Source organism: Sphingomonas aquatilis, from assembly GCF_014196115.1.
Classification (GTDB): Bacteria; Pseudomonadota; Alphaproteobacteria; order Sphingomonadales; family Sphingomonadaceae; genus Sphingomonas; species Sphingomonas aquatilis.
The window spans coordinates 132,210-149,338 of sequence record NZ_JACIDB010000003.1; the positions used below are offsets into that span (position 1 = coordinate 132,210).

At 68.8% G+C, this 17,129-nt stretch carries 14 protein-coding genes and 1 tRNA gene; 8 read left to right on the plus strand and 7 right to left on the minus strand.

The window, feature by feature from the left end:
• Nucleotides 1-310 precede the first annotated feature (310 nt).
• Entirely contained in the window at nt 311-799 is a 489-nt protein-coding gene (locus GGR47_RS09240) for a hypothetical protein (protein ID WP_043059165.1), read from the minus strand.
• Nucleotides 800-920: 121 nt separating this feature from the next.
• Between GGR47_RS09240 and GGR47_RS09245 the strand changes: the two genes are divergently transcribed.
• The 3 genes from GGR47_RS09245 (at nt 921) to GGR47_RS09255 (ending at nt 3,900) form a co-directional block, all read left to right on the plus strand.
• Nucleotides 921-2,354 (plus strand): FAD-binding oxidoreductase, encoded by a 1,434-nt coding sequence (locus GGR47_RS09245; protein WP_183949519.1) that lies wholly within the window; start codon nt 921-923, stop codon nt 2,352-2,354.
• Nucleotides 2,355-2,423: 69 nt separating this feature from the next.
• Nucleotides 2,424-3,194, plus strand: a complete 771-nt coding sequence (locus tag GGR47_RS09250) for a SapC family protein (protein WP_017979745.1) — start codon at nt 2,424-2,426, stop codon at nt 3,192-3,194.
• Between the two features lie 151 nt (nt 3,195-3,345).
• A complete protein-coding gene (locus tag GGR47_RS09255; protein WP_147037182.1) occupies nt 3,346-3,900 on the plus strand; it encodes a cytochrome b in 555 nt (184 codons plus the stop codon).
• A gap of 209 nt (nt 3,901-4,109) precedes the next feature.
• Here the strand turns inward: GGR47_RS09255 and GGR47_RS09260 are convergent, their stop codons facing one another.
• Entirely contained in the window at nt 4,110-5,027 is a 918-nt protein-coding gene (locus tag GGR47_RS09260; RefSeq protein WP_147037183.1) for an N-formylglutamate amidohydrolase, read from the minus strand.
• A 102-nt stretch (nt 5,028-5,129) separates the two neighbouring features.
• Between GGR47_RS09260 and cpdR the strand changes: the two genes are divergently transcribed.
• Nucleotides 5,130-5,507, plus strand: coding sequence for a cell cycle two-component system response regulator CpdR (gene cpdR, locus GGR47_RS09265; protein WP_017979742.1), 378 nt, complete (start codon nt 5,130-5,132; stop codon nt 5,505-5,507).
• 61 nt (nt 5,508-5,568) lie between these two features.
• Nucleotides 5,569-5,643, plus strand: a tRNA-Val gene (locus GGR47_RS09270).
• A gap of 90 nt (nt 5,644-5,733) precedes the next feature.
• On the opposite strand, the gene glpK is transcribed toward GGR47_RS09270, so the two are convergent.
• Nucleotides 5,734-7,224 carry a glycerol kinase GlpK gene (gene glpK, locus GGR47_RS09275; protein ID WP_147037184.1) on the minus strand — a complete coding sequence of 497 codons (1,491 nt, stop codon included), beginning with the start codon at nt 7,222-7,224 and terminating at the stop codon, nt 5,734-5,736.
• 122 nt (nt 7,225-7,346) lie between these two features.
• Between glpK and GGR47_RS09280 the strand changes: the two genes are divergently transcribed.
• The gene (locus tag GGR47_RS09280; protein WP_147037185.1) at nt 7,347-8,843 is read left to right on the plus strand and encodes a glycerol-3-phosphate dehydrogenase; all 1,497 of its coding nucleotides are present in this window, start codon (nt 7,347-7,349) and stop codon (nt 8,841-8,843) included.
• Between the two features lie 98 nt (nt 8,844-8,941).
• Here GGR47_RS09280 and xylA read toward each other — a convergent pair whose 3' ends face one another.
• From xylA to GGR47_RS09295, 3 genes are read right to left on the minus strand one after another with little or no spacing between them, the layout of a single operon-like run.
• Nucleotides 8,942-10,249: a xylose isomerase gene (gene xylA, locus GGR47_RS09285; RefSeq protein ID WP_147037186.1), complete on the minus strand. Its 1,308-nt coding sequence runs from the start codon at nt 10,247-10,249 to the stop codon at nt 8,942-8,944.
• 1 nt (nt 10,250) lies between these two features.
• A complete protein-coding gene (xylB, locus tag GGR47_RS09290) occupies nt 10,251-11,693 on the minus strand; it encodes a xylulokinase (protein ID WP_183949520.1) in 1,443 nt (480 codons plus the stop codon).
• Nucleotides 11,694-11,697: 4 nt separating this feature from the next.
• Entirely contained in the window at nt 11,698-12,774 is a 1,077-nt protein-coding gene (locus GGR47_RS09295) for a glycoside hydrolase family 43 protein (RefSeq protein WP_147037041.1), read from the minus strand.
• 451 nt (nt 12,775-13,225) lie between these two features.
• On the opposite strand from GGR47_RS09295, the gene GGR47_RS09300 reads away from it, so the two are divergent.
• Together GGR47_RS09300 and GGR47_RS09305 are read left to right on the plus strand one after the other, a co-directional pair.
• Nucleotides 13,226-14,254, plus strand: coding sequence for a LacI family DNA-binding transcriptional regulator (locus tag GGR47_RS09300; RefSeq protein ID WP_147037040.1), 1,029 nt, complete (start codon nt 13,226-13,228; stop codon nt 14,252-14,254).
• A 124-nt stretch (nt 14,255-14,378) separates the two neighbouring features.
• Nucleotides 14,379-15,824: a sugar porter family MFS transporter gene (locus GGR47_RS09305; RefSeq protein WP_147037039.1), complete on the plus strand. Its 1,446-nt coding sequence runs from the start codon at nt 14,379-14,381 to the stop codon at nt 15,822-15,824.
• A 19-nt stretch (nt 15,825-15,843) separates the two neighbouring features.
• Here GGR47_RS09305 and GGR47_RS09310 read toward each other — a convergent pair whose 3' ends face one another.
• Nucleotides 15,844-17,109 (minus strand): hypothetical protein, encoded by a 1,266-nt coding sequence (locus GGR47_RS09310; protein WP_147037038.1) that lies wholly within the window; start codon nt 17,107-17,109, stop codon nt 15,844-15,846.
• Between the last annotated feature and the right edge of the window lie 20 nt (nt 17,110-17,129).

Sequence of the window (17,129 nt, forward strand, 5' to 3'; positions counted from 1 at the left end):
CGGGCAAGTGGGGACTGGCAATGGCGCGGAAGTGGATGAAGTGGACGGTACGTTTTGTCCGAAAGGCCTTCCTCCCCGATGACGCGGTTCGGGTGGGGTTCGCCGTGTCAAAGAGCGGGCAAGACGATAGGCATAATCGGGGCGTGTAGGACAGGGGAAAATGGTGGGGGACTTTTCCCTCCAATTTTGCTCGTCATTCCCGCGAAGGCGGGAATCCAGACGCGCTACCGTTGCGGCTCTATCGGAGAGGTTAGAGGTTATGGATTCCCGCCTTCGCGGGAATGACGGGGGAAAGTGCTCCCCCGCCCCCTCAGCGGGCGACCAGCGTCTTGAAGCGGGCGATGCCGCAGCTGGCGCCGGAGCGCATGCGTAGGACGTCGCGGTCGGCGCAGACCTTTCCGTCGGCCTTGGGGCGCAGGTAGAAGCCGTTGTAGAAGTCCATGGGTCCGCAATCGTCGTCGAGGTGCGCGCGCAGGCGCTTGCCGCCGGCCATCACAAGGTCGACCGCGTCGGGGGCGGAGACGAGCGCGCCGCCGATGTCGGCGACGGCGATGCATTTGGGCCCCTTCTTTTCCTTCCACTGCATCGGCTGCGGCACCGACAGCCGCGGCGCGGCGGCGGGGCCGCGCGCGGGGCCCATGCGCGGCACGCGGATGATAATGCGTTCGCGGACGGTCATCTGCGCGAACTGCACGCCGCTCAGCCGATCGGGCGACTCGCTGGCGGAGACCAGCACGGGCGCGGTGCCGGCCAGGAGCATGGGTGCGATCAGCGCGGCGGAAAACGCAGGGGTCGGCATGTTCGGTGTCGGCTCCTAGCGGCGATCGTTGAACGGAGGATGAACTTCCGCCATCGACGGCGAAGCCTCGCAGGGGCCGCCTATGGTTGAGCGGCGGTGCGTCCGGGAGTAGCGGACGCGCATGACTCCCGCCCAATCCGCACTGCTTGCCGATCTCGCCCCAACGCTGGGGTCGAAGGGCATCGTGACCGATCCCGCCGATATCGCGCCGTGGACGATCGACTGGCGGCAGCGGTTTCGCGGCACCGCGCCGGCGCTGCTCGCACCGGCTTCGACCGCCGAGGTCGCGGCGGTGGTCGCCGCGGCGGCGCGGCATCGGGTGGCGCTGGTGCCGCAGGGGGGCAACAGTTCGATGGTCGGCGGGGCGACGCCGCCCGCGGACGGATCGGCGCTGATCCTGTCGCTCAGGCGGATGAACCGGATGCGAAGCGTCGATGCGGCGGCGGGGCTCGCCGTCGCGGAGGCGGGGGTGATCCTGTCCGACCTGCACGACGCGGCGCTGGGGCAGGGGCGGCGCTTTCCGCTGACGCTGGGGGCGAAGGGCAATGCGACCGTCGGTGGCCTCGTCTCGACCAATGCGGGCGGCACGCAGGTGCTGCGCTTCGGGTCGATGCGCGGGCTGGTCGCGGGCGTCGAGGCGGTGCTGGCGGACGGCAGCGTGCATGACGGGCTTGCGGCGTTGAAGAAGGACAATCGCGGTTACGACCTGACGCAATTGCTGGTCGGCGCGGAAGGGACGCTGGGGATCGTCACCGCGGCGACATTGCGGCTCGTGCCGCTGCCCGCCAAACGTACGACCGCCTGGGCGGCGACAGGCGATCCGCAGGCCGCGCTGGCGCTGCTGCGCCGGTTCCAGGCGGCGACCGATGCGCTGGAGAGTTTCGAGATCCTGCCCGCCGAATCGCTCGCGGCGGTGCTGGCGCATGTGCCGGGTGCGCGGGCGCCGGTGGCGGGGGCGCATCGCTGGCACCTGCTGATCGAGCAGACCGACCCGCGCGGTGTGGCGGTGACCGAGGCGGTGCTGGCCGACGCGCTGGCGGACGGGCTGATCGACGACGCGACGATCGCGGCGAGCGAGGCCCAGGCGGCGGATTTCTGGCGCATCCGCGAATCGATCTCCGATTCGGAGCGGGCGTTGGGGCCAGCGTCGCAGCACGACATTTCGGTGCCGGTCGAGGGCATGCCGCGATTCATGATCGAGGCGGCGGCGGCGTGCGAGGCGCGCTTTCCCGGGACGCATGCCAGCGGCTTCGGCCATCTGGGCGACGGCAACATCCACTTCCACGTGCGCGCGGCGCCCGGCACCGACCCGGCGCGCTGGTATGCCGAGGATGTGCCGGTGGTCACACGCTTCGTCGACGATCTGGTGATCGCGGCGGGCGGATCGATCGCGGCCGAACATGGCATCGGCCAGATGAAGCTGCACGAGCTGGAGCGGCTGTCGTCGCCCGCGCGCCTCGCGGCGCTGCGCGGGGTGAAGGCGGGGCTGGACCCGCTCGGAATCCTGAACCCCGGCAAGCTTGTGACGCTTGCGCCGGGGCAGCCGGATCAATAGAGCAACGCGCCAGCGTGCGGCCCGCAGGCATTGCGGGTCCGCAAACTATCCACGACGGAGAGAGTTCCCATGGCCAGCGCGCCGCTTCCCCTGTTCTACAACGGCCTGGAGCCGCTCTCGAGCGAGACGCACGCCACCTGGCGCGTCCGCCAGCTGGATGCCGCCCCCTTCCTGGTCGGCCAGCACGCCATTCCGATCACCACCGACGAATTCCCGCTGGTGCAGCGCTTCATGCCGATCGTCTTCTCGATCGGTGACGATGCCATTCCGCTGGCGCTGATGGGCCTGAACGAAGGCGTCAACGTCTTCGTCGGCGACGACGGCAAGCTGACCGAGAACAATCTGTACGTCCCCGCCTACGTCCGCCGCTATCCGTACATGCTGGCGCGCCTGCGCCCGGACAGCGAAGAGCTGTCGCTGTGCTTCGACCCGACGTCGGAAGCGATCGGCGCGTTCGACGAGGGCGATGCGCTGTTCGAGAACGGCCAGCCGAGCCAGGTGACGAAGTCGATCCTCGATTTCTCCGAACAGTTCGAACAGGCCGGCGCGCGCACGCAGGCGTTCATGAACGAACTGCGCGAGCTCGACCTGCTGATGGAAGGCGAGGTCACGATCCAGCCGGAGCAGGAGCAGCCGCCGTTCGTCTATCGCGGCTTCCAGATGGTGAACGAGGAAAAGCTGGCCGCGCTGCGCGGTGACCAGCTGCGCAAGATGAGCCAGTCGGGCATGCTGCCGTTGCTGTACGCGCACCTGTTCTCGCTGTCGCTGATGCGCGAGATCTTCGGCCGCCAGGCGCAGCAGGGCAAGATGCCGCAGCCGCAGTTCGCGCCGGTCGGTTAATAACCGGGGCCGTTCCGCCAGCCGGAACCGCCATTATCCAGACGGGCGGGTGTCGCATCGCGCGACGCCCGCCCGTTTGCGTTGGGGCAGCCCGCTTGACCCGGTCGCCGATCCGGCGGACTGTCGTTCCGACCTCGAAAGGACATGACGGATGACAGGCTGGGCTCGCGACGCACGCTATTCGACCGTGGCGATCGCGTTTCACTGGACGATCGCGGTGCTGATCATCGCCAATCTGATCATCGGCATCGGGCATGACGGCATTCCGGCGCTGCGCGCGCTGATGGGGGCGCACAAGGCGATCGGCATCACCGTGCTGGCCCTGACGCTGGCGCGCGTCGCCTGGCGGATCGCGCATCGGCCGCCGCCGCTGCCCGCGCACATGCCCGGCTGGGAAAAGGGGCTGGCGCATGCGACGCACTGGTCGCTGTACCTGCTGATGCTCGCGCTGCCGCTGACGGGCTGGCTGATGGTGAGCGCGCCGCCGACCGAAGGGCCGGCGCGGCCGCTGACGTGGTTCGGCCTGTTCGACATTCCGCGCCTGCCGGCCAGTGCGGGGGCGGCAGGATTCGGGCATGAAGCGCACGAGCTGCTCGGCTGGGTGATGGTGGCGCTGGTCGTGCTGCACGTCGCCGGGGCACTACGCCACCATCTGATCCTGCGGGATAATGTCCTCGCGCGAATGGTGCCGATGCAGCGCCGTTGAGACGAACGTTCATGATGGTGCGGTGAAAAAAACGTCACGAAGTGTTGCGGGGGTTGAACCAAATCGCGCCTCGCCTATTTTGTGACTTGTACGGCGCTCGTGTCCCCCCTTTCGCGAGACCGTATGGCACACCTTCGGGTGTGTCTCCTCCCTGAACCTTGGCCACTCCGTGCTTTCAGCACGGGGTGGTTTTTTTATGGCCCCGCGTCTTACTCGGCGGCGAGGGCGAAGGGGGGCGTGCCGGCGAGCGCTTCGTCCGCGACGGCGGCAAGCAGGCTGCGCAGCAGCGCGACGGTGCGATCGAAGCCGGGGCCGAGGCCGTCGAGCCGGGAGTCGAGGTACAGCGCGCGGTCGATCTCCACCTGCACGGCATGAATGCCGCGGGCGGGCGCGGCATGGGTCTGCAGGATATGCGCGCCGGCATAGGGCGTGTTGCGCTGCGTCGCGATGCCCATCTGCGCCGCCGCGCCCTCGATCCGCGCGAGGAAGCGCGCATCGCTGGTCGCGCCGAAGCGATCGCCGAGGACGAGGCGCGCGTGCGGGCCGACCGTCGGCATCGAATGGATGTCGACCAATATTGCGATGCCGAAGCGCGCGCGTGCGGCGGCCAGCGTAGCGGCGAGCGTCGCGTGATAGGGGCGATGATCCTCTGCGATGCGGCGCGCGACGTCGGCGCCGGTGAACCGCCCGCGCCACAGGTCGCCCGCACCGCCCGCACGACGCGGCACCAGGCCTAGGCCGCTGCGGATCTTCATCGACTGGCCGGACTGCGCCTGCGGACGAACACCGTCGTCGACGCGCGGGTCGCGCTCATATTCGCTGCGGTTGAGATCGATCCAAGCGCGGGCGCGGCGCTGCACCAGCATCGTCTCGTTCGTCTGCGCGGCGCGGGCGACGGCATCGACGTGGCGATCCTCCAGCACCACCAGCGCCGATTCGGGCAGGCGCAGCGCGGCGCGTAAGGTGGGGGGATAGTCGCGGCCCGCATGCGGGACCGAGAGGACCACGGGACTGGCCGGCGCGGGCGGATTGTCGAGGCCGGAGGGGCTTTGCGGCGAGGCGAAGGGTGTGCCGTGGGGCACATTGTGCGCCTGTGCGCCGTCGATCCGGTCGAACGAAGCGTCCATCTGTGGCACGCCTTAGCCCATCCGCGCGTTCGGCGCTCTGGAAATCTTCATATCTGCCGGTCCATACAGGATCGACCGCAACGTTAAGGACCCGAAAAGGCGATGATCCGTATCCTGCTGGCCGAAGACGACCAGGTCATGCGCGAATATCTGACGCGGGCGCTGGAACGCGCGGGCTATGCCGTCGCCGCGGTCGACCGCGGCACCGCAGCGATCCCGCTGCTCGAAACCGAGCCGTTCGACCTGCTACTGACCGATATCGTGATGCCCGAGATGGACGGCATCGAACTCGCCCGCCGCGCTGCCGAAATGGTGCCGGGCCTGCGCGTGATGTTCATCACCGGCTTTGCCGCGGTGACGCTGAAGGCGGGTCGCGAAATGCCCAACGCGCGCGTCCTGTCCAAGCCGTTCCACCTGCGCGACCTGGTCGCCGAGGTGGACCGCGTGTTCGAAATGGGCAGCGCCAGCGGATTAAATTGAGCGCGGCGTGAAATCAGGGCTTGCCAGCCCGAAGCAACCTGCTAATTGGCCCACCTCCGGCGGGCGTGTAGCTCAGTGGTAGAGCACTGTGTTGACATCGCAGGGGTCGCAAGTTCAATCCTTGCCACGCCCACCATCGAAAACCCCGCTAGGCCAATGGCTTAGCGGGGTTTTTGGTTTTCAGGTGCTTTCGCCTGATTTGGCGACCGTCGCCATCCTCTATCGATCACTCGGCGTGGCGCAGCGTGCGGCGCAGGGCGTCGTGCCAGCCGGCGACGAGCGTGGCGCGGCGATCGGAGGGCATGGCGGGTTCGAAGCAGGCGTCGCGGGCCCAGAGGCGTTCGAGTTCGGGCAGGCCCGACCAGATGCCGGTGGCGAGGCCGGCGTGGAAGGCGGCGCCGCGCGCGGTGGTTTCGAGGTCGGCGGGGCGCTCGATCGGCACGTCGAGCAGATCGGCGAGGAAGCGGCACAGCCAGTCGTTGGCGGCCATGCCGCCGTCGACGCGGACGCTGGCGGGATGACCGCCGCCGTCGGCGATCATAGCCTGAACGAGATCGAGCGTCTGGTAACCGACCGCCTCCAGCGCGGCGCGGGCGAGGTGCGCCTGCGTCGCGCCCAGCGTCAGGCCGAAGATCGCGGCGCGCGCCTCCGCATCCCAATGCGGCGCGCCGAGGCCGACGAAGGCGGGGACCATGTAGACGCCGTGATTGTCGGGCACCCGCGTCGCCATGTCGTCGGTATCGCGGGCGTGGGTGATGACGCCGATGCCGTCGCGCAGCCATTTGATCGCCGCGCCCGCGACGAAGATCGAGCCTTCGAGCGCGAAGGTGGTCTGCCCGTCCAGCCGGTAGGCGGGGGTGGTGAGCAGGCGCTGCTGCGAGCGGATCGCCTCCGTTCCCGTATTGAGCAGCATGAAGCAGCCGGTGCCGTAGGTGGACTTCGTCATGCCGCGGGTGAAGCAGGCCTGGCCGAACAGCGCGGCCTGCTGGTCGCCCGCGATGCCCGCGATCGGGATGGGCGCGCCGAACAGGTCGGGCGCGGTGGTGCCGAAGATGTGCGCATTGTCGTGGACCTGCGGCAGGATCGCCATCGGCACGCGGAGCAGGCGGCACAGCTCTGCGTCCCAGTCGCCGGTGCGGATGTTCCAGAGCAATGTGCGGGCGGCGTTGGTGACATCGGTTGCATGCGTCGTGCCGCCGGTGAGGCGCCAGAGCAGGAAGCTGTCGATCGTGCCGAAGGCGAGGTCGCCGCGCTCGGCGCGGGCGCACGCGCCGGGGACGGTATCGAGGATCCAGGCGATCTTGGTCGCGGAGAAATAGGGATCGAGCAGCAGGCCGGTCGCCTCGCGCACGCTATCTTCGGCGCCGTCGCGGCGGAGCGCGGCGCAGACGTCGGCGGTGCGGCGGTCCTGCCAGACGATGGCGCGGTGGATGGGTTCACCGGTGGCACGGTCCCAGACGACGACGGTTTCGCGCTGGTTGGTGATGCCGATGCCGGCGATGTCGCGCGCGCCCACGCCGCTGGCGTCGATCGCCTCGCGCGCGGTGAACAGGACGTCGCGCCAGATATCCTCCGGATCGTGCTCGACCCAGCCGGGGTGCGGATAATGCTGCGCGAATTCGGTCTGGGCGACCGCGACGCGGCGCGCCTGTGCGTCGAACAGGATCGCGCGCGTCGAGGTGGTGCCCTGATCGATCGCGAGAATGTGCTTGGCCATGAGGGTCCTCTCCCGTCCCGCCTTTCAGTGTCGCGGGCCGGCGGGCGGCGTCAATGGCGTGGGCCGATTTTCGGATCGCACTGCGGCGGTTCGGCGTTAGGATCGCCGGACGGAGGGCGTGCGTGGCGGAGACGGATTACGACCTGCTGATCGTCGGCGGCGGCATCAACGGCGCCGGGATCGCGCGCGACGCGGCGGGGCGGGGGCTTTCCGTTTTGCTGGTCGAGGCAGACGATCTGGCCGGGCACACGTCGTCGGCATCGACCAAGCTGATCCACGGCGGCCTGCGCTATCTGGAATATGGCGAGTTCCGGCTGGTGCGCGAGGCGCTGATCGAGCGCGAGCGATTGTGGGGCATGGCGCCGCACATCATCTGGCCGCTGCGCTTCGTCCTGCCGCAGACGCATTCGCCGCGGGCGGCGTGGATGGTGCGGCTGGGGCTGTTCCTCTACGACCATCTGGGCGGGCGCAAACGGCTGCCGGCGACCGAGACGGTCGGGCTGGCGGCGACGCCTTATGGCGCGGGGCTGCGCGATACGGCGGGCAAGGCGTTCGTCTATTCGGATTGCTGGGTCGAGGACAGCCGGCTGGTCGTGCTGAACGCGCGCGATGCGGCGGATCGCGGGGCGACGATCGCGACGCGGACGCGGCTGGTGCAGGCACGGCGCGAGGGCGAGCGCTGGGTTGCGACGATCGCCGATGCCGCAGCCGAGCGCATGGTGTCGGCCCGGGTGCTGGTCAACGCGGCGGGGCCGTGGGTGGACGACGTGCTGTCCCGCGTCGCGGGCGGACATGCCAAGAACGCCGTGCGGCTGGTGAAGGGTAGCCATATCGTCGTGCCGCGCCTGTATGCCGGCGACCATGCGTTCATGCTGCAGAACCCGGACCGGCGGATCGTGTTCGCCATTCCCTATGAAGGCGACTTCACGCTGATCGGGACGACCGACCAGCCATGGGAGGGGGCGCCGGCGAAAGCCGCAATCGATGCAGGCGAGACTGCCTATCTGCTCGACACGGCCAACCGCTATTTCGCGCGCGGATTGCGCGAGAGCGATATCGTGTGGAGCTATGCCGGGATCCGGCCGCTGCACGACGACCATGCCGGCAATGCCTCTGCGGTGACGCGCGATTATGTGCTCGACCTCGACGCGGCGCCGGGGCGGGCGGCGATGCTGAGCATCTTCGGCGGCAAGATCACGACCTATCGGAAGCTCGCCGAACATGCGCTGGCGGAGCTGGGCGCGGTGCTGCCGGATATGGCGGGGGCGTGGACGGCGGGGGCGGTGCTGCCGGGTGGGGACCTGCCCGGCGGGGATTTCGAGGCGTTCGTGGCGGCGCTGGTGCAGGCGCGGCCAGGGCTGTCGGCGACGCTGCTGCGGCGGCTGGCGCGCGCCTATGGCACCAGGGTGGCGGCGGTGCTCGGCGATGCGCAGACGATGCGCGATCTGGGCGAGGATTTCGGCGGCGGGCTGACCGCGCGCGAGGTCGACTATCTGGTCGCGCAGGAATGGGCGCGGACGGCGGAGGACGTGCTGTTCCGGCGCAGCAAGCTGGGGTTGCATGTGCCGGACGGGACGGCGGCGCGGCTGGCGACGTATCTGCGGGACACAGGCGTATAGACAGGCGCCATCGACGGCGTCCCGATCCGTCATTGCATCGCGAGGGTTCGCAATGACGGATCGGCGGGGGGCGGTCCGGGTGTCGAGACCCGCGCCGCTCAGCGGACGCGGGTGATGATATTCTCGATCCGCTCCTGCTGGCCCGAGCGGGGGCGGGGATTGAGGTTCTGGCTGATGGCGAGGTCGGCGATGGCGGCAAGGTCGCTGCCGGCGATCTGCTGGCCCAAAGCGCCGGTCCAGCCCGCGTACCGCTCGGCCTTGATCGCATCGAGGCGGCCGTCCTCGATCAGCACGGCGGCGTTGAGCAGCCCCTTCGCCACGACGTCGATCCCGCCGACGTGACCATGGAACAGGTCGGCGGCGTCGATCGACTGGCGGCGAACCTTGGCATCGAAGTTGAAGCCGCCCGTCGTAAAGCCGCCCGCGCGCAGGATTTCGAGCATCGCGAGCGTCATTTCCTCGACCGAGTTGGGGAATTGATCGGTATCCCAGCCGTTCTGCGGATCGCCGCGGTTGGCGTCGATCGAGCCGAAGATGCCGAGCGCGCCCGCCGTCGCGATCTCATGTTCGAAGGTGTGGCCAGAAAGGGTCGCGTGGTTCGCCTCGATATTGACGCGGACCTCGTCCTCCAGCCCATAGCGCTTGAGGAAGCCGTACACCGTTGCGGTGTCGAAGTCGTATTGGTGCTTGGTCGGTTCGTGCGGCTTGGGTTCGATCAGGATCGTGCCGGCGAAGCCGATCTTGTGCTTGTGATCGACGACGAGGCTGAGGAAGCGGCCGAGATTGTCGAGTTCGCGCTGCATGTCGGTGTTGTGGAGCGTCTCATATCCCTCGCGACCGCCCCACAGCACGTAGTTGGCGCCGCCGAGGCGGTGCGTCGCTTCGAGGGCGTCGCGCACCTGCATCGCGCCCCAGGCGAACACTTCCGGATCGGGGTTGGTAGCGCCGCCGGCGGCATAGCGCGGGTGGCTGAACAGATTGGCGGTGCCCCACAGGAGCTTGCGGCCGGAGGCGGCCTGAAGCTGTTCGAGATGGTCGACCGCTTCGGCGAAATGCGCCCGGTGTTCGGATACCGTCGTGGCGTCCGCCATCACGTCGACGTCGTGGAAGCAATAATAGGGCACATCGAGACGCGTGAAGAAGTCGAAGGCGACCGAGCGCTTGTGTGCCGCTGCGGCGGCGTCGTTGGCGCCGCGGTGCCAGGGGCGATCGAAGGTGCCGCCGCCGAAGACGTCGCTGCCTGGCCAGCAGAAGGTGTGCCAGAAGCAGGCAGCGAAGCGGAGGTGCTCCTCCATCGTCTTGCCGAGGACGACGCGGGTCTTGTCGTAATAGCGATAGGCGAGTTCGGTGTCGCTGTCCGGCCCTTCGTAGCGGATCGTCGGAATGTCGGCGAAATAATCGGCCATTTTAAAGGCTCCTGATGCGGGAATAAGCGTCGCGGAAGGCGGCGTATTTGGGGGCGAGGCGGTCGCGCAGGGCGGCGACGGGTTCGATGACGTGCGCGGTGCGGGGCGCGACGCAGACGTCGGCGGGCGTGCCGCCGTCGACCGCGAGCTGCGCGAGGCGGGCGGCGCCGAGCGCGGGGCCGACCTCGCCCCCGTCGAGATAGACGAGGCGCGCGTCGAGCGCCGCGGCGAGCGTTTCGCCCCAGTATAGCGAGCGGGCGCCGCCGCCGATGACGGAGAGCTGCTCGATCGTCGTGCCCGCCTCACGCAGCACGCGCACGCCATCCGCCAGCGCGAAGGCGACGCCTTCGAGTACGGCTTGCGCCAGGCGTTCGGGGCCGGTGTCGTGGTCGAGGCGCAGGAAGGCGCCGCGGACCTGCGCGTCGTTGTGCGGCGTGCGCTCGCCCGAGAGGTAGGGGAGGAAGAGCTCGGGGCCGCTGGCCGGACCGGCCTGTTCGGCGCGGGCGAACAGATCGGTAGCGCCGCTCGCCCCGGTGAGCCGCGCCACCCAGTCGATGCAGGCGGCGGCGGAGAGGTGGACCGCCATCTGATGCCACATGACGGGCACGCAATGGCAGAAGGCGTGGACCGCACCGGCGACATTGGGGCGGAAGTCCTGCGTCGCGACGAAGATGACGCCCGATGTGCCGAGCGAGAGCAGGGCGTCGCCGTCGCGCACGGCGCCGACACCGGCGGCGCCCGCGGCATTGTCACCGCCGCCGCCCGCGACCGGGACCGGCGCCATGCCCCACAGCTCGGCGACCGCGGGAAGCAGCGTGCCGGCGGTGTCGCTGCCCTCGACGAGGCGCGGCATCTGTCCGGTCGTCAGGCCCGTGGCGGCGAGCAACGTCTCGCTCCAGCGCCGGGCGGCGACGTCGAGCCACAGCGTGCCGGCGGCGTCGGACATGTCCGAGGCTTTCTCGCCGGTCATCAGCAGGCGGACATAGTCCTTGGGGAGCAGCACGGTCTTGATCGCTGCGAACGTCTCGGGCTCGTGGTGGCGGACCCAGGCCAGCTTGGGCGCGGTGAAGCCGGGCATGACGAGGTTGCCGCCTCGCTCGCGGAAGGCGGGCGTCGCGGCGTCTAGGCCAGCGCATTCGGCGAAGGAGCGGCCGTCGTTCCACAGGATGGCGGGGCGGAGCGGCCGGTCGTCGGCGCCGAGGAGAGTCGCGCCGTGCATCTGGCCGGCCAGGCCGATGCCGCGCACCGATCGCCGCACCGCGGGATCGATGGCAAGGACCGCGGCACAGGTCGCCTGCCACCAGGCGACGGGGTCCTGTTGCGACCACAGGGGCTCCGGGCGCTGGACGGTGAGCGGGGCGGTGCCTTGCGCGACGAGCGCGCCCGACGCGTCCACGACGACCGCCTTGACGCCCGACGTGCCGATATCGATGCCGAGGAACATGCCCTCAGTCCTTGAACGGATCGATGGTCTGGATGCTGCCGTCCGGGGTGAAATGCAGCTGCGTCACCTTGGCGGAGCGCAGGTGGTTTTTCCCCGACACTTGCGTGTCGTGGTAGAACAGCCACCACTTGCCCTGAAATTCGACGATCGAATGGTGTGTGGTCCAGCCCTGTACGGGCTTCAGGATATGCCCCGCATAGTGGAACGGACCATAGGGCGAGGTGCCGGTGGCGTAGTTCAGATAATGCGTGTCGCCGGTCGAATAGGTGAAATAATAGGTGCCGCCCCGCTTGAACATCCAGGCGGCCTCGAAGAAGCGGCGCTCGTGATCGCCGCCGAGCACGGGCTTTCCACGTTCGTCGAGGATGACGATCGGGCGCGGGCTTTCCGCGAATTGCTTCATGTCCGCGCGCAGCTTGGCGACGCGCGGGGCGATTGCGGGCTGGTCGTCGCGGTGCAGGTCCGTGTCGCCGGCCTTGGCGTCGTAGCGATTACCCTGCCAGCGCTGGAGCTGGCCACCCCAGATGCCGCCGAAATACATGTAGCTGGCGCCGTCGCTATCGGTGAAGACCGCGGGGTCGATCGAGAAGCTGCCGCGGATCGGCTGCGGATCGGCGGTGAACGGGCCGGTCGGCGACTTGGACGTGGCGACGCCGATGCGGAAGACGCCGGCTTTGTCGCGTGCGGGGAAATAGAGGTAATAGGTGCCGTGCTTATAGGCGGCGTCGGGTGCCCAGGTCTGTTTCGAGGCCCAGGGGATCTGCTTCACGTCGAGCGCGACGGGGTGGACGGTGACCGGGCCCCCGATCCGGTCCATGCTGAGCACGCGATAATCGTGCATCGCATATTGGTTGCCGAGATCGTCGTCGGCGATGCCGGCGTCGACGTCGTGGCTGGGATAGACGTAGAGCCTGCCGTTGAACACGTGCGCGGATGGATCGGCGAAATAGAGGTCTTTGACCAGCGGCTGCGCGAGGTAGCGCTTGCCGTCGGGGCTGCGCGGTTCGGCGCTTTGCGCGAGGGCGAGGCCGCTCGACAACAGAGCAGCGAGCGCGAGCAGGCGGGTGCTGCGGGCGGGCATCGATATCGTCCTTCCTAAGATCGGCCTTCTGGCGAGGCCTGAAACGTTTGGATAGCGCTACCATATGATGATCGTCATCCGGCGGCAAGGGCCGTTGGCGGCGATTTCGACGATCGGGCGCGCGGAGAGTCCGCGGCGTGCTGATCGCGCGTGGCGCGATGCGCGGCCCGATTTGGGTGATCTCGCTGGTGTTTGGCGTCGGATACGGCGTGCCGATGATGACGCCGACGTGGAGCTGCCAGCGTCGGCCCGCGTCAACCGGCGGGGCGACAGGAGACCAATTGGGGACAGCGGTACGGTAACGGTCGCAACGTGGCGCTTGCCGTGGACGCGCTTTTGCGTTCATGTCGGTCGGGCTGTTTCTCCTGGGACCCGATCCGCCCGCATGGCTTCCTCACCCCCTCCCTCGCGACCCTCCCGTCGATCGGGTTCGGCACCGACGATCAGCGATGTGGCGAAGCTCGCCGGCGTGTCGCCGATGACCGTCAGCCGCGTCATCAACGCCGAAACCAACGTGCGGCCCGCGACGCGCGATGCGGTGAACGTGGCGATCCAGACGCTGAACTATGCGCCCAATCGCGCCGCGCGCAGCCTGGCGGGGGCGGGGCAGTTGCGGGTCGGGCTGCTGTACAACAATCCGTCGGGCGGCTTTCTGTCCGAAATGCTGCTCGGCAGCCTGGACCAGGCGAGCCGCAACGACGTGCAGATCGTGATCGAGAAATGCGAGATCGGCGACGATCACGAGCTGGCGGTCGCACGGCATATGATCAAGGGCGGCATCGACGGCATCGTCCTGCCGCCGCCCCTGTGCGAATCGCCGGCGCTGCTTGACCTGCTGGCCCAGGCGGGCGTGCCGATGGTCGGGCTGGCGACCGGGCGCGCAGGCGAGGGCGGTCTGGCGATCGGGATCGACGATCGTGCCGCGGCGGTGACGATGACGCGGCACCTGATGGACCTGGGCCATCGGCGGATCGGCTTCATCGGCGGCGATCCCAATCTGTCGGCGAGCGGCGCGCGGCTGGCGGGCTATCGGGCTGCGCTGGAAGGGGCCGGGATCGGGATCGAGGACGGACTGGTCGTGGATGGCCTGTACACGTACCGGTCTGGGCTGGATGCGGCGGAGCAGCTGCTCGACCGCGCCGAACCGCCGACGGCGATCTTCTCGTCGAACGACGACATGGCGGCGGCGACCGTGGCGGTGGCGCACCGGCGCGGGCTTGACGTGCCGGGCGACCTGACCGTCTGCGGCTTCGACGATACGGTGCTGTCGACTGCGATCTGGCCCGAACTGACGACGATCCGCCAGCCGATCGCCGATATGGCGCGCGGCGCGATCGAGGGGCTGGTCGCGCTGCTGCGTCGCCAGCGCGGTGGCGACGATGCCGCGCCCGAAGAGCCGACGCGGCTGCTCGACTATACGCTGATCCGCCGCCAGTCGGATGCGCCGCCACGGCGCCGTCCGCGGGTGATCGAGGGATAGGTCTGCCGCGGCGCCTCGCGCGGGACGGCCACGGCACGCGCCAAACGGCTTGACCGCCCAGAATGGCGTGATAGCGATATCACATTGCACACGGCTGGCGCACGACCGGCATGAGGAGAGCGATGTGACGGACAGGCGGGGGGCGGGGCATGCCCCGGGGAATCTGGGTGCCGGGCAGGGCGTCAATCACGGCTTCATCGCCGGCATCGTCGCGGTGGCGACGATCGGCGGCTTCATGTTCGGCTATGATTCGGGCGTCATCAACGGGACGCAAAAGGGGCTGGAGGCGGCGTTTTCGCTCGGCCACCTGGGCATCGGCGTCAACGTCGGCGCGATCCTGGTGGGGTCAGCGATCGGTGCGTTCGGTGCGGGGCGGCTGGCCGACGCGATCGGGCGGCGGCGGGTGATGATGCTGGCCGCGCTGCTGTTTCTGGTGAGCGCGCTGCTCGCCGGTGCCGCGGGCGGCTCGATCGTCTTCATCCTGGCGCGGATCATCGGCGGCCTGGGTGTCGGCGCGGCGAGCGTGATCTCGCCCGTCTATATTTCCGAAGTAACGCCGGCCGCGATCCGCGGGCGACTGTCGAGCGTGCAGCAGGTGATGATCATCACCGGCCTGACCGGCGCGTTCGTCGCGAATTTCGTGCTGGCCCGCTATGCCGGTGGTTCGACCGCGCCCTTCTGGCTCGACTTTCCGGCGTGGCGCTGGATGTTCTGGCTGCAGGCGATCCCGGCGGCGATCTATCTGGCGGCGCTGACCGTCATTCCGGAAAGCCCGCGCTTCCTGGTCGCCAAGGGCCGCGAGGGCGATGCGAAGGCCGTGCTGACGCGGCTGTTCGGCGCTGGCGAGGCGGAGCGCAAGGTGGTCGAGATCCGCAACTCGCTCGCCGCCGATCACCACAAGCCGAAACTGTCCGACCTGATCGACAAGACGACGGGCAAGATCCGTCCGATCCTGTGGGCGGGTATCGGCCTTGCCGTGTTCCAGCAGTTCGTCGGCATCAACGTCGTCTTCTATTACGGCGCGGTGCTGTGGGAGGCGGTGGGCTTCACCGAGGACAATGCGCTGCAGATCAACATCCTGTCCGGCGTGCTGTCGATCGCGGCATGCCTGTTCACGATCGCGACGGTCGATCGGATCGGACGCAAGCCGCTGCTGCTGGTCGGATCGGCGGGCATGGCGGTGACGCTGGCGACGGTGGCCTGGGCGTTCTCCACCGCGGTCACCGATGCGGCGGGCGCGGTGAGCCTGCCCGGACATAACGGCCTGATCGCGCTGGTCGCGGCCAATCTGTACGTCATCTTCTTCAACGCGTCGTGGGGGCCGGTGATGTGGGTGATGCTGGGCGAGATGTTCCCCAACCAGATCCGCGGATCGGGCCTTGCCGTGTCGGGCTTTGCGCAGTGGATCGCCAATGCGGCGATTTCGGTCAGCTTCCCGGCGCTTGCCGTGTCGCCGGGGTTGGCGGTCACCTACACCGGCTATGCGCTGTTCGCGGCGATCTCATTCGTGTTCGTGCAGAAGCTGGTTCACGAAACGCGCGGGCGCGAACTCGAAGACATGCAGGGATGAGGACGATTGGGCGCTCGCGTTACAGCGCCCAGTCGAGCTGCATCCACAGCTTCTGCGTGTCGGTGAACAGCCGGTCGGCGCGATAATCGGCATAGCGCAGGCTGGCGGTCGTCTTGCCGAGCTTGGCGCTGGCGAGCAGGTTGAGTTCGTCGCCGTAGCGGCGCGACAGGCGGTCGCTGTCGAACCGGTGGTAGACGGCGGTCAGCGACACCGCCTTCAGCGTCCCGATCTGCTTCCACCCCCAGCCGGCGCTCGCATAGGCGTCGCGAATGCCGTCGGCGGGGGTGGTGGTGAGCTTGTCGGCCCAGCCCTGGAACTTGAAGATCGCGGAGAAGGGCGTCTGGAAGCTGGCGTATGCGGCGCCTGCGCTGGCGCCACGGCCCGCGCCGAGCACTTCATAGCCGCCGCCGACCTTCGGGCCGTTCAGGTCGACCGACAGGTCGGCGAGCCAGTAATCCGCGGCGTACATATTGGGGTTGCGGTGATAGTCGGACTGGCGCGCATAGCTGAGCTGATAGGCGAGCTTGGCGGTGCCGAGCGGCTGCGCGCCGGCCAGGCGGCCGCCATAGGTCTGGCTGGACAGGCGATAGCCCTGCACCGCCGCTTCGTCCTCATCGATCAGATAGGCAAAGCCCGTGACCTTGCCGATCGGCGAATCCCAGCCGAGGTTGGCGAGGACGGTGTTGCCGCCGATCGCGGTCGGCCGGGCGCCGCGCCCTTCGATGCCGTTCACCGTGCGGACCGACCAGACATAGCTGACGTCGGCCTTCAGGCCCGGCACGGCGGTGATCTCGGTGCGCACGGCGTCGAAGGTCTGGCCGTTGTTGCGGAACGCGGCGGCGCCGACGAAGCGTTCGTCGTCGAGCTGGATCACCTGTCGCCCCGCGGTGATCGCGAGGCCCGGCGCGGCATAGCGCACCTGCGCGCGATAGATGGCGACGCTGTCGGGATCGGCGATCAGCGGGCGCAGCGTGGCGGGGCCGTGCAGGCCGTCGAAATAGTCGGGCAGGATCGCGAGGTTCCCCTGCGCCTGGACGAGGCCGGAGAGGCGGCCGATTGCAGCCTGCACGCCGGTGCGCAGTCGCACCGTCACCGCGTCGCTATCCTGCGGCAGGCCATCCTGTTCGACATGTTCGTACCGCAGCCGCGCTTCCGCAAGCGGCGTCACCGTCTGCGCTGCGGCAGGCAGCGCCGGCAGGACGGTGGCAAGGGCGAGAAGCGGGGCGGTGAGGCGCATCGATCGGGTCCGTACGGCATCGGTGTCGCGCAGGAATGCGCTGTCCATTGTCGACCTATTAGGCGCGG